Origin of the sequence: Bradyrhizobium erythrophlei (assembly GCF_900142985.1) — a bacterium.
Classification (GTDB): domain Bacteria; phylum Pseudomonadota; class Alphaproteobacteria; order Rhizobiales; family Xanthobacteraceae; genus Bradyrhizobium; species Bradyrhizobium erythrophlei_B.
On sequence record NZ_LT670849.1, the window covers coordinates 1514252 to 1527302 of the forward strand.

The window sequence follows — 13051 nt, forward strand, 5'->3', positions numbered from 1 at the left end:
TGCGGTGGCCCCGCTTTCGCCCAGATGGGCATGGGCACAACCTTGCCTCCGCTCAACACCACCTCGCCGCTCGGAAGCAATCCCGGCACGCCGATCGCCGGGACCGGAATCCCGATGGGACCCGCGCTCTCCTCGGCGTCCGTGGTCAGTTCGCTGCCGAGCTACCCGACAGGCGCCGGCAACACGGCATGCTCGACGTTGGGAACTCCGCCAGCGGCAATGTACGGCTCACCCTCAAGCTATGACGGTGGAGGCGTCACGCTGAACGGAACTGCACCCCCCGCGACCGCGTCCCCGGCTCCGGCAACGTCCGCCATTCGGTCAGCATCGAGAATATCGGCGACCTCGGGCGTGTCAGCGATCTCCGGAATGACGACAACGGCTGGCTCATCGGGAATGTGCGGCTCGGGCTCAAGCACCGTTGCCTCGTCATCCAGTCCAACTTCGGCGGCGCCCACGACACCCGGCGCTCGCAGCGGAATTCCGCTCGACTCTACCGAGATCGGCAATCTGGGCGTCACCTCCTGGGCGGCGGTGCCCGCGCCGAGCGTTTCGCCAATGACAGGCACCACGGGAGCGAACGCGGCGACCAGCACGACGCCGTGAACCAATCCTGATTCATAAAAGAGAGCGATCATGAAAAGGAAGACCATTATTCCCGCTGCCCTGGTCATGACTGCCGTCGTGGCCGGCGGTCTTTTCTACCTCCTGCACGTTCGGCCTTTACAGGAGGCCGTAGCTGCGCCCATTCCGCCGGCTCCGGTGCCGGTCGTTGCCACGACCGTCGCCCAACATGACGTCCCGGTCTATCTCACCGGCGTTGGAACCGTGATCGCCTACAATACCGACGTCGTGCGCGCCCAGATCCAGGGACAAATCATCAGCATCAACTTTACCGAAGGCCAGAACGTGCACGCCGGCGACCTGCTCGCGCAGATCGACCCGCGTCCCTATCAGGCGATGATCGATCAATACACCGGGCAACTGGAGCGCGATCAGGCCCAGCTGATGAACGCCCAGGCCAATCAGAAACGCTACAATCAGCTCGGAAACCAGGGCTGGGCCACCCAACAACTGGTGGAAACACAGAATGCGCAGGTCGGCGAACTACAGGGAGCGATCAAGACCGACCAGGCCCTGATCCAGGCCTCGAAGGTACAGCTCAGCTACACGCAACTGACGGCACCGATCGATGGCGTCGTCGGCATTCGTCAGATCGACATTGGCAACATCATCAGTCCGTCGACTGCAAGCGGCCTTTGCGTCGTGACGCAGATCGACCCGATTTCCCTGATCTTCACGCTTCCCGAGACGGTGCTGCCGCAGATTCAGGAGCAACAAGAGAAGACCAAGGGCGCGCTCAAGGTTCTCGCCTACAGCCAGGACAATACGATCAAGCTGGACGAGGGCGAGCTCGGCCTCGTCAACAATGAAATCCTGCAGACGACCGGCTCGATCCAGCTCAAAGCGAACTTTTCCAACAAGGGCAACCGGCTTTGGCCGGGCGAGCTCGTCAATGCACGGCTGCTGCTCGACACGCGGCATAATGGCCTGACGATTCCGGCCGCTGTGGTGCAACAAGGTCCGAAAGGACCCTACGCCTGGGTCATCAAACCCGACAACACCGTAGCAATCCGTCAGATCAAGGTCGCGCAGATCAGCGACGGCCAGGCGCTGATCGACTCCGGGCTCGACGCTAACGAGCAGGTCGTCGTCGACGGACAATACAAACTGCAGCCGGGCGCGCATGTCCAACTGCTGCACGGCAAAGCCGCTGAAGAAGCTGCTGCCCAGGACGCAATGCAGGCTCCGATCCCATGAATATTTCCGCACCCTTTATTCAACGGCCGATCGCCACCGCTTTGGTCATGATCGGACTGCTCGTAAGCGGTCTGGTCGCCTATCCGCTGCTGCCGGTGGCGGCGCTGCCGAACATCAACTACCCGACGGTCACCGTGACGGCCCAGTTGCCGGGCGCCGACCCGCAGACCATGGGCGCCACCGTGGCATCGCCGCTGGAACTGCAGTTCGGCGAGATTCCTGGCCTCACGCAGATGACATCCTCGAGTGCGCTTGGCTACACCCAGATTACCCTGCAGTTCGAATTGAGCCGCAATCTTGACGGCGCGGTCAGCGATACGCTCTCGGCAATCCAGACCGCGAGTGCCTACCTGCCCAAGAACATGCCGTACCCTCCGATGATCCGGAAGGTCAATCCGGCCGACACGCCGATCCTGGTGCTCGGGATTTCCTCGGACAGCCTGCCGATCACGACGGTTGACGCTTATGCACAGAATATCCTGTTACAGAAGATCTCGCAGATCTCCGGCGTCGGGCTTGTCGGTATCGGCGGTCAGCAGCAACCGGCCGTGCGCGTTCAGGTCGATCCGACCGCGCTGGCGGCCCGCGGCATCAACCTTGAGGATGTCCGCACGGTGCTCGGCCAGGCGAATGTCGATCTTCCAAAAGGTCAGCTCAACAGCCCGCGCCAGACCTTCACGCTCAATACCAACGACCAACTCTTCGACCCTGCCAAATATGCCGACCTGATCATCGCGTACCGTAACGGATCGCCGGTCCGCATCCGCGATGTCGGCCGCGCCGTCAGCGCGGGACAGAATGAACTGATCGCCGGTTGGGAAAACAACAAGCGGGCCATCACACTCGCGGTGCAGCGCCAGCCCGGCGCCAACGTCATCGAAACGGTGCGGCGCATCAAGGCCATGATGCCAGTGCTGCAGGCTTCGATTCCGGCCGCCGTCAAGATCGATGTCATCTCCGATCGTACCCAGACCATCCGCGCGTCGATCGAGGACGTGCAGTTCACGCTGCTGTTGACTATCGCACTGGTCGTCATGGTTATCTTTGTTTTCCTGCGCAGCTTCTGGGCGACCATTATCCCGGCCGTGACGGTGCCGCTCTCGTTGATCGGCACTTTCGCGATCCTCTACGAGATGGGCTACACGCTCGACAATCTTTCCCTGATGGCTTTGTCGATCGCGGTCGGCTTTGTGGTCGACGATGCGGTCGTCGAAATCGAAAACATCTCGCGGCACATCGAGGAAGGCCTTTCGCCTTACGATGCGGCCATGAAAGGCTCCGGCGAGATCGGCTTCACGGTCATGGCGATCACCTTCTCCCTGATCGCCGTGTTCATTCCGCTGTTCCTGATGAGCGGCTATGTCGGCCTGCTGTTCCGCGAATTCGCGATGACCGTCAGCGTCGCGCTCGTGCTTTCACTCATCATTTCACGGACGCTGACGCCGATGATGTGCGCCTACCTGCTGAAGCCGGAGAGCCATGACCACGGCCGACTCTACCGGTTCTCGGAGCGCTGCTTTGACGGTCTGCTCAACCTCTATGAGGCCGGCCTGAAGATCGTGATGCGGCACCGCTTCATCACGCTGATGGTGATGCTCGGCACGGTGGTCATGACCGGGTATCTTTACGTCATTATTCCCAAGGGCTTCTTTCCCCAGCAGGACACCGGATTGATCATCGGTCAGTCGGAGGCGGCGCAGGACATCTCTTATCAAGCGATGACCCAGCGCCAGCAGGCCATGCTCGATGTCATCATGAAGGATCCCGCCACGCAATCGGTGGGCGCGGCAACGGGCGCCGGCGGTGGCCTCTACACGATCAACGACGGCCGTCTGTTCATCCAGCTCAAGCCGAAAGCCGAGCGCGGTCCGATCGATCAGGTGATCCGACGGCTGCAGACCAGCCTCGCAAAAATCCAGGGCATTACCCTTTATATGCAGGCCGCGCAGGACATCACGATCGGCGCGCGGCTGAACAAGACCCAGTTCCAGTACACGCTGAACGATGCCGATCCCGGCGAGCTCAATCACTGGACAGATCTGTTCTATCAGAAGATCAAGGCACTCCACACCGTCACCGACGTCGCCACCGACCAGCTCAATGGCGGGCCGCTGCTCGATATCACCATCAAGCGCGACGTCGCATCGAGCTACGGCATCCTGCCCTACACGATCGACAACACGCTGGACGACGCCTTTGGCCAGCGCATCGTCTCGACCATCTACACCACGCTGCAGCAGTACCATGTCATCCTGGAAGTTACTCCGAACTTCCAGTATTCGCCCGACGCTCTGCAAAACATCTACGTCAAATCATCGAGCGGGCAGCAGGTGCCGATATCGACGCTGGTGGACTCGGCCATCAAGGTCGCGCCGCTTGTGGTCAACCATACGGGACAATTCCCGTCGGTGACCATCTCGTTCAACCTTGCGCCGGGCGCTGCCATCGGCCAGGCCGTCAGCGATATTCAGGCGGTCGAAAAGGGGCTGCATCCGCCGCTGTCGCTGCAGACCAGCTTCCAGGGCAATGCGCAGGCTTTCGGAGCGTCGCTCAAGAGCACGCCGATCCTGATCCTTGCCTCGCTGTTCGTCATCTATCTGATCCTTGGCGTACTATATGAGAGCATAATCCACCCCATCACCATCATCTCGACATTGCCGTCGGCCGGCGTCGGCGCGTTGTTACTGCTGATGGCGGCTCATTTCGACCTCAGCGTCATCGCGATCGTCGGCATCATCCTGTTGATCGGAATCGTCAAGAAGAACGGCATCATGCTGGTCGATTTCGCGCTACAAGCCGAACAGGTCGACGGTTTGAGCAGGGAAGAAGCGATCTATCAGGCGTGTATCAAGCGCTTCCGCCCGATCCTCATGACCACGATGGCGGCGCTGTTGGGCGCGGTGCCGATGATGATCGGCACCGGCGTGGGCTCGGAGATCCGCCAGCCACTCGGCTATGCCATCGTCGGCGGTCTCGCGCTGTCGCAGGTGCTTACCCTCTACACGACGCCGGTCGTCTACCTCTATCTCGACCGCCTGCAGACCTGGCTGTTCGGCGAACGGCACCAGGCCGCAGCACTGCCAGAGCCGGCGGAATGATGCCGCCATTCCCGATCCTGTCTGGTCGGCGGCGGAACGCCTCGTGAAAGAGAATTTACTGGGCCGGCCAGCAGACGTGCTTACGTAGCAGGTAAGAGCAAAATGGAGTTCAACATGTTCCGGACCAAGCAACTTGCGATGATGGCCTTGGCGGCAATGGTGGTGCTGAGCCAGCCCTTTGCCCGTCCTGCCTACTCGGCCCCAGCGATTTCGGAGCACGCGGCTGACGAGGCCAGCGCCTCTCCCCTGCTGCAGGGCGATCTCGTGCGTCTGCGCTCGGGTGGACCGCTGATGACGATCGAAACCGTCAGGGGCGCCGTCGTTGACTGCATCTGGACCGATCCGAACGGCCAGACCAATGAGGCGACTTTCCCCGCCAAGGTGCTTCAGAAAAACTGAGCCGCCCTAGAGCGTTTTCGAGCGAAGCCGCCTTCGCTAAAGCTTCGGCGGCCGAGTGAGCTAGTGGCCCGGCGAAGCCCTGGCGGAGACGGGTGGACACCGGTTCGCGTGAAGAAAGCGCGTCAAACAAGAATTTAGAGCCCGGTTTTTGCTTCAATCAAACCGGATAGGCTCTGGGCGCGCGATACAGGCCACGCCAGAGACTACTTTCGTTCGGCGGGATGAAATCCGTCGGTCAACGTCTGCAGGAACGCCACCAGCGCGTCTTCTTCCTCGTTCGACAGCTGCAGATTGCCGACCTTGCTCTTGTTGAGGTTATCGGTGGTTTCCGGCGCCGGCCAGCAGGCGGTGCCCTCGCCCGTGCCGCGCGCCGAGCAGCGCGGCAGCACGTCGCGCGTATTGTAGAAGTGCACAATCTGCTTCAGGCTCTTGAAGTAGCCGTTGTGGCCGTACGCTTTGACGAAGTCAGCGCTCGGACGCTTGTCGACGTTGCGCAGCGTCGGCACCTTGAAGTGGCCGCGGTTCTGGGGCGCCAGCGGTTTCCAGCGCGCATCGACCGCCGAAGGCTGGCTGAGCGGGTGGCCATCCGCCAGAAAGCCGCCCACGCCGAAATCGACGAAAGCAGCGCCGCTCCTGTTGGCGACGTAGCCACGATCGTCGGGTTTGCCCTCGGCATAATACGGCAGGTCAGGGTTTGCGGGGGTGCCGATATTGCTGGCGGTGTAATCGGTGAACATCGGCTCCTCGCCTGGTCCGCCGTCACGATGACAGAGGTTGCATTTCGCCTTGCCTCTGAACACGTCATATCCCTGCTGCTCGAGGGCGGTGAATTGCGCCTTGCCGGCCTGAACCGCGTCGTACTTCGAGGAGAACGGCGACACCTCGTGCGAGGCCTCGTAGCTCGCGATGGACTGCGCCATCTGGTCGAACGTTGCGGCGGCCCGCCCCCGGTCGGCCGGGGTCAGATGAACCGGCAACGGATCGTCGGCAGCCGGCGGTCCAGGACTGTCGCAGACGGCGGCCGTATTGGCCGGCCAGGCGACCTCGAATGCCTGAGGACCCCAGACCCTCTCAAACAGAGTCCGGTAGGGCCGACTGGAGGCACGGTAAACCGCGCAGGAAAAGTCGGCCAATCCCATTTCGACCGGGTTTGTCGGCGGCCCTTCAGCCTGTTCGGCGGCGGGATTGCCGAGACGCCTTCCGGTCGCGCGCATATCCCAGAAATTGCCGCCGACCAGGTCGTCCTTCAAATCATCGTAGTGAAGCACCGGAGACAGCGGCGCATAGCTATGCGTCTGCGGGATACGCTCGCTGAATCGGGTCCTGACCGATCCGGGATAGGATCCCGTGGTTCGGTTGATTTCGGAGACTGGCCCCGCGAAGCCGGCTTCCGGCATATGGCAGAAGGCGCAGGCTTCGTTTCGATTGACCGAGAGCTCCTTGTCGAAGAGCAGTAATTTCCCAAGCAATTCGATCTGCTGCACCTGATTCTCGGGAGGCGACGTCAGGCGATCGATGCTTTCCTGCTCGATGCGCTCGATCTCGTTTTCGACGCGTGCGATCTCTTGGAGAGCTGTCGTAGAAAGCGGCGTGGCGCTGTCGCGCGCCGAAAGCATTGCCGATCCCAATAGCGGGACTGCGGCAGCAGCGAGAACGGAAAGTGCTCGTATCATTTTCCGATCCCCCGATCAGGAAAGTCAGGTCATGGTTCCGGGCATGAAGCATCGAATTGTCACAGGCCCAAGGCCGTAAAGCGGCCACACCATGGTTCGCCCCGCTCTGTTGGGCTCGGTGATCACGGCTTCGTCGGGCACGTCGACCCAAATCGCGTCGGCAGCGTTGGCAGCGACGGGTACACGCACGCGATAGTGGCCGCCCCTGGTCTCCCAGTCGGCGTCCTCCACCATATAGCCGTCGGCAAACGAGCAGCAAAGGCCCTTGCCGCTCGCCAGATGTTCGAACCAGTCATGCAAGGGAGAGTCACGATAGCGGCCGTCGAGGTCACGGCCCCAGACCGGCAGCGCTTCTGCCAGAAGCAAGGCGACAACGATCCCCAAAACGCTCAGCAGCGATACTGCGCCAGTCTTGCCCATTCTACGTCTCCGGCGAATTCGCGAAATGACGTCGAAAGCGGTCTTCAATCGGACTTCGCCAACCTCGGCGATGATCCAGCGCGGTCGGCCGCGGGCGCCAACGCCGCCTTGTGGACCCTGCGCTCGTAGTCCGCGGCGAGCACCATCAGGCGGTTTGCAATCGTTTCATCCGTGATGCTCTTGGCACTACGGAGCAACGCCTGAGCCGTATGCAGATATTCCTTACCGATCATGGGAGCGCTCTTCCTCATTCATCAAGAAACAAACGGGCTGCCGCGGGTTCACAATATTGCGAGATTGCCCGAAGCAGCGGGCCGCTCGAGCACGGCCCACCTGGTTTGTTGATCGGCACTACGCCGGACAGACCGGCGTCGGAAATCAGTCGATGAGACGAGAGCGGCCATCCTCGCAGACATTGTCCGGATAGCGCCCGTCGCCATACAGACCGCCATAGCCCGAGTGATAGCCACATGCGCCGCCGCCGTAACCGAAATGCAGCGCGTCCACGACTGGCGTCTCACGCTCGCTGCGGCGCTGCTCGTTGTGGCGCGCTGCCATCGCTGGGCCGGCCAGCAGAACCGACAGCACCACGGCTCCAATCAATTTGACCTTTGTCATCACACTCTCCATCTCGTTTCATTTGACGAACGCGATCGGGCCGCAGTTCCTGCAGAGTCGATTGCTTCGCTTTTCTTTCACAGTTGACGTACGGCTTCGTTTTGGTTGCGCCACTAAATTACTGTTTAAGGCACGCCGGTCTTCTCTTCGTTCCTGGCATCAGCTTTGAATGAGAGGATTGGCGCTCAGAACGAAGCCGGCACCGCGAACGCTGCGAATCATCGCCGGTTCATTTGGTCCATCCACCTTGCGCCGAAGCCGTCCCATGTGAACGTCGACCAGATTCGTTTCCGGAACGAACTTGTAGTTCCAGACCTCCTGCAGAAGCTTTGCTCGCGTCAGTAGCTTGTCGTTGCGCTCCATCATGTAGCGCAGCAGGCCAAACTCCCGCGGGCGCAGCGCAATCACGCGATCGCCACGCCTGGCCGTGCGCTCGAGAAGGTCAAGCTCCAGGGGCCCGACGCGCAGCACGGTCGGAGCCGCGGCCATTTGCGGAACCGAGGCGGCTTCTGCGTCCAAAACAGTCTCCGTCACGGCCGGCACCGGCTGCGCCGAAAGGCGTGACGCCGGCTGGCTCGATCCGCGAATAACCGTCTCCAACGCGCTCAACAGCAATGACTGGGTTTCCGCGGCGAGGCGTCCGGATCCTCGCTTCGCCGAAACGCCGTCGGGGAAAAAGCGGACAACGACCGAAAAGCCGTCGACGTGCAAATTCAACTCCGTCAAATCGCCCGACCCAGGCGAAGTCCGCAAGGTGTCGCGCAGCTGGCGACGGCCTCTCCGCGTCGCCAGCGCGTAGTGTTTCGCTGGCGCGAGCACTGTGGCGGCTGGATCGGCACCTCGTCGTTCGACCATATCGCGGACGATATTTTGATTTCGCATTCGATTGTCCCTTTTCTGTGCGATCGACGCACCACCTGCTGCCAGCGCCCTATGTCGAGGCCGTCAGATCCCCCTCGGCCGAACGCTTGTTGCGGACGGGCGCAAGCCCGACCGGAGCGACCTTAAGAGTCAGCGCCGCCTTCACGCAGTGCTCGGAGTAACAGCTCTGATCGCAGTAATAGAGGTGTGTCGTCATCTCTCGCAGATAGGAATTGCTGATGGCTTCACCGCACTTCGCGCAAGTGAACCGTCCGAACGGTGTCCTGCCATTTACCAGAATGAATCTCATGGCCTTCCTCGCGGTGTTCGTAACACATCCGTTATGAGAATCGTCGACCGTCTCACGGTTTCCGGAGTCGTTTTTCCGGGCTCGCAGACGCTCTCATCACGTGCTCTCGGGAATTCCGATCTGCCATGGTAGTTAATCGGAGCGAGGTCATTCGCTCAATCGTACCCGTGGTCGGCCGGCGCATAGAAAGGAATAGCGGGACTATACCAAGGTATGCGGAGACGTCCGCGCGGCGAAACTGCAACCTCGGAACGAATTGCTGATGCGGTTTCAAGGTGCTTTAATGCACTCCCGTGAGACGTCCGCAGCGCGAATTCGGCCTACCGGGCCAATTAATTTCCTGAATAGGTCGATGCTTTTTTCCTCTTGCCGGCCGTATGGCGAACGCGGGCATGGTTCGGAAACTAATCGGCAGATTGAGAAGGTTTAGCTTGGTTGGAACGGACGAATAGAATGATGCGTTCTGAATCCCGCCCGCCATTGTCGGCGACGCACGGTTGGTTCGCCTACGCGGTTCCTATCCTTTCGGTCGCAATCGCGACCGTGGCGACTGCGATCATGTCCTATTTCTTCACGCCCGAGCCGATCGGACTACTGCTGCTCAGCGCCGTGATCGCAACGGCATGGCTTGCAGGGCTTGGTCCGGCGCTTTTTGCGATCCTGCTCGCGCTAACTGTTTTTCAGTACAACATCGCACCACCCGCCAATCTATTTGTCTGGAAACAGACGTTCTTTGAAGTTAACTTCTCGGAAGCGCCGCGTCTGGTGATGTTCACCATCGTTTCGCTGATTGTTTCCTTCGTCATCACCGCACAGAGCAGTGCCACGGAAGCTCTTCGACGCTCGCGCGATGATCTGCAGACGGCGCTCGAAGGCTTGAGGCGCACTGAAACGGCATTGCTAAAGACCGAAACATATCTGACCGAGGCCCAAAGACTGAACCAGTCTGGCAGTTTCGGATGGAAGGTGTCGCGCGGCGAGATTTTCTGGTCTGAGCAGGCATTTCGAATCTTTGGCGTCGATCCGGCGACGACGCCAACCCTCGAATTAATCCTGCAGTGCACGCATCCCGATGATCGAGCCGCTGTTCAAGCGATGATCGACCGGGCCTTGAGAGATGGCGGCGATTTCGAGCATCAGTATCGACTATTGATGCCGGACGGCTCTGTGAAGCACGTCCATGCGATGGCTCACGCGACGGAGACTGCGTCAGGAACCGAATTTGTCGGGGCAGTAACCGATGTGACGGCCACGCGGGAAGTCGAGCGGAAATTGAGGCTTAGCGAATCTTATCTGGCCGAGAGCCAGCATCTCAGCCATACCAGCAGCTGGGCCTGGGATCAGCGTCAAAAGGAATTCGTCTATACGTCGAACGAAATCGTCCATTTGTTCGGGTTCGAGCAGGTCGAAGAGTCCCGTCGGCTGAAGGCCTATCGCGATCGCATCTTGGACGAGGATTTGCCCAGCGTGAAGGAGGCCACGCGGCGCGCCTTCATCAACAAGACGGACCTCAACGTCACCTACCGGATCAGACTTCCCGACGGATCGGTCAAGCACATCCAGACTGTCGGCCATCCCGTGCTCGACAGCGAGGGGACAGTGATCCAGCTGGTCGGCACAAACGTCGACATCACGGAGCAGCACGAAGCAAAAGAGAAGCTGATAAGTGCTTTTGACGAGATCAAGAGATCTCAGGATCACCTGCAACTGGTGACCGATACAATTCCGATCCTGGTCTGGCGCGCGCGCGCCGACGGGGTTCCCGACTTTCTCAACAAGCAAGCCCTCGATTTCACAGGCCTGGTGCCAGGTGAGATCGAGCTGGACTGGCCGCGCGCCTTCCACCCCCACGACAAGAAGGACATGTATGTGAAGTGGACCACGATCCGGGAATCCGGAAAGCGGGGCAGCCTTGAAGCTCGCCTGCGGCGCTTCGACGGCACCTATCGGTGGTTTCTGTTCGAGGCGGAGCCGCTGCGCGATCAGACGGGCAATATCGTCAGCTGGTACGGCTCGGCAACCGATATCGAGGACCGCAAGCTTGCCGAGTTATCCCTTCGCGAGAGCGAACGGCGTTTCCGTGACTATGCGGAGACGGCATCCGACTGGCTCTGGGAAACGGGGCCGGACCACCGGATCACAAGGATATCGGAGCACATCAATGTTGTTGGTTTGACCAGATCACACCTGCCGGGCATAACGAGGTGGGAGGTTGCATCCGACGTGGAGGCCGAGCCGGAAAAGTGGCGGCGACATCGGGAGACGCTGGATGCCCATTGGCCATTTCGGGATTTCGTCTACGGCATCATCAACGAAAGCGGATCCCAGGTCTACGTCCGGACCAGCGGCAAGCCGGTATTCGACGCCGAAGGCCTTTTCATCGGCTATCGCGGCACCGGGAACGACATTACCGCGTCGATCCGCGCCGACCAGGCCGAGCAGGCCCTGCGCAAGGCGCAAGCCGAGCTCGCGCATGTGACGAGGGTAACGATGCTGGGCGAGCTTACCGCTTCGATCGCCCACGAAGTCAACCAGCCGCTTGCCGCTGTCGTTGCCAATGCGGAGGCTTCGCTGCGCTGGCTCAATCGCGAAACACCCGACCTCGCGGCCGCGCGCCGCTCGATCGAATGGGTGGTCAACGACGGTTGCCGCGCCAGCGACGTGATCCGGCGCGTTCGCGCGCTCGCCACGAAATCCGACATTGAAACCGCCAGGCTGAATCTCAATCAGGTCGTCGACGAAGCCATCAAGCTTGTCGAACGTGAGTTGATCAAGAACGACGTCTCGCTGCAAACCGAGCTTGCGCCGTCGCTGCCCGAGATACTCGGTGACCGCGTTCAGCTGCAACAGGTGATCATCAACCTCTTGATGAACGCCATTGAGGCGATGGAGCCGCTCACCGGTCGGCCGCGGGAACTTTTGGTTCGCTCCGCCAGCGGCGACACCGGCCAGCTGATTGTGAGCGTCACGGACAGCGGCGTAGGCATTTCAGCTGAAAACGCCAACCGTCTGTTTAATGCCTTCTTCACCACCAAATCGAGCGGGCTCGGCATGGGACTGTCGATCTGCCGGTCGATCGTGGAAGCTCACGGCGGACGCATGTCTGCATCAAGCAATGAGGGACCTGGGGCAACCTTTCAATTCGCCCTGCCCATTCATCAAGAGGATGTGTGATGAACGATCGTCTGAAATCATCGCCCGGGAAAGAGACAAGCAAACCGACCGTACTCGTGGTTGAAGATGACGAGTCGGTGCGTCGCGCGCTTGCCAACCTCTTTCAATCAGTTGGGCTGGAGGTAATGCTGTTCGGATCGGCGTCCGAAATGCTGCAAAGCGGGCTTTCCGCCAGTGCCAGCTGCCTCGTGCTGGACGTCCGATTGCCCGGCTTGAGCGGACTGGACTTTCAGTCGGAACTGGCCAAGGCCAATACGCACATTCCGATCATCTTCATGAGCGGTCACGGCGACATTCCGATGACCGTGAGAGCCATGAAAGGTGGCGCCGTCGATTTCCTGACCAAGCCGTTCCGCGACCAGGACATGCTCGATGCCGTGTCCACAGCGATCGAACGCGACCGCAAGCGCCGCGAGGCCGAGACCATCGTGTCGAAGTTGCAGACGCGCTTTGAGACCCTGACGCCTCGCGAGCGGGAGATCTTCGCGCTGGTTTCATCCGGGCTCATGAACAAGCAGATCGCCGCCGAGCTCGGCCTTGCCGAAATAACGGTGAAAATCCACCGCGGCCATATCACGAGAAAAATGGGCGCGAAATCGTTGGCCGAACTGGTGAGACAGGCAGAAGCCCTTGGCATTTCCCGCACCAAGGCCTGAGCGGCCGTCAGGGTGCGGTGC

Annotated in this window: 12 protein-coding genes; 5 read left to right on the forward strand and 7 right to left on the reverse strand. The window is 60.6% G+C overall.

Going from position 1 to position 13051, the window contains the following annotated elements:
* Nucleotides 1-239: 239 nt before the first annotated feature.
* Nucleotides 240-638 (reverse strand): hypothetical protein, encoded by a 399-nt coding sequence (locus BUA38_RS07075; RefSeq protein ID WP_072817299.1) that lies wholly within the window; start codon nucleotides 636-638, stop codon nucleotides 240-242.
* Between BUA38_RS07075 and BUA38_RS07080 the strand changes: the two genes are divergently transcribed.
* The 3 genes from BUA38_RS07080 (at nucleotide 637) to BUA38_RS07090 (ending at nucleotide 5318) form a co-directional block, all read left to right on the forward strand.
* Nucleotides 637-1821 (forward strand): efflux RND transporter periplasmic adaptor subunit, encoded by a 1185-nt coding sequence (locus BUA38_RS07080; protein WP_072817300.1) that lies wholly within the window; start codon nucleotides 637-639, stop codon nucleotides 1819-1821. The genes BUA38_RS07075 and BUA38_RS07080 overlap by 2 nt on opposite strands.
* Nucleotides 1818-4919 (forward strand): efflux RND transporter permease subunit, encoded by a 3102-nt coding sequence (locus BUA38_RS07085; protein ID WP_072817301.1) that lies wholly within the window; start codon nucleotides 1818-1820, stop codon nucleotides 4917-4919. Before BUA38_RS07080 ends, BUA38_RS07085 begins: the two co-directional genes overlap by 4 nt.
* Nucleotides 4920-5033: 114 nt before the next feature.
* The gene (locus BUA38_RS07090; protein WP_072817302.1) at nucleotides 5034-5318 is read left to right on the forward strand and encodes a DUF2158 domain-containing protein; all 285 of its coding nucleotides are present in this window, start codon (nucleotides 5034-5036) and stop codon (nucleotides 5316-5318) included.
* A gap of 203 nt (nucleotides 5319-5521) precedes the next feature.
* On the opposite strand, the gene BUA38_RS07095 is transcribed toward BUA38_RS07090, so the two are convergent.
* From BUA38_RS07095 to BUA38_RS36195, 6 genes are all read right to left on the reverse strand, one after another.
* Complete coding sequence (locus BUA38_RS07095; RefSeq protein ID WP_156898425.1) at nucleotides 5522-6991, reverse strand: cytochrome-c peroxidase; 1470 nt, start codon at nucleotides 6989-6991, stop codon at nucleotides 5522-5524.
* 24 nt (nucleotides 6992-7015) lie between these two features.
* Entirely contained in the window at nucleotides 7016-7411 is a 396-nt protein-coding gene (locus BUA38_RS07100; RefSeq protein WP_072817303.1) for a hypothetical protein, read from the reverse strand.
* A gap of 44 nt (nucleotides 7412-7455) precedes the next feature.
* Complete coding sequence (locus tag BUA38_RS07105) at nucleotides 7456-7644, reverse strand: hypothetical protein (protein ID WP_156898426.1); 189 nt, start codon at nucleotides 7642-7644, stop codon at nucleotides 7456-7458.
* Nucleotides 7645-7789: 145 nt separating this feature from the next.
* On the reverse strand, nucleotides 7790-8029 hold the full coding sequence (locus BUA38_RS07110) for a hypothetical protein (RefSeq protein WP_156898427.1): 240 nt from the start codon (nucleotides 8027-8029) through the stop codon (nucleotides 7790-7792).
* Between the two features lie 159 nt (nucleotides 8030-8188).
* Entirely contained in the window at nucleotides 8189-8911 is a 723-nt protein-coding gene (locus BUA38_RS07115) for a winged helix-turn-helix domain-containing protein (RefSeq protein WP_072817306.1), read from the reverse strand.
* A 49-nt stretch (nucleotides 8912-8960) separates the two neighbouring features.
* Nucleotides 8961-9200 (reverse strand): hypothetical protein, encoded by a 240-nt coding sequence (locus BUA38_RS36195; RefSeq protein ID WP_083587493.1) that lies wholly within the window; start codon nucleotides 9198-9200, stop codon nucleotides 8961-8963.
* Nucleotides 9201-9653: 453 nt separating this feature from the next.
* Here BUA38_RS36195 and BUA38_RS07120 point away from each other — a divergent pair, with 453 nt between their 5' ends.
* Nucleotides 9654-12374, forward strand: coding sequence for a PAS domain-containing protein (locus BUA38_RS07120; protein WP_083587494.1), 2721 nt, complete (start codon nucleotides 9654-9656; stop codon nucleotides 12372-12374).
* Nucleotides 12374-13030, forward strand: a complete 657-nt coding sequence (locus BUA38_RS07125; RefSeq protein WP_072817308.1) for a response regulator transcription factor — start codon at nucleotides 12374-12376, stop codon at nucleotides 13028-13030. Before BUA38_RS07120 ends, BUA38_RS07125 begins: the two co-directional genes overlap by 1 nt.
* Nucleotides 13031-13051 lie beyond the last annotated feature (21 nt).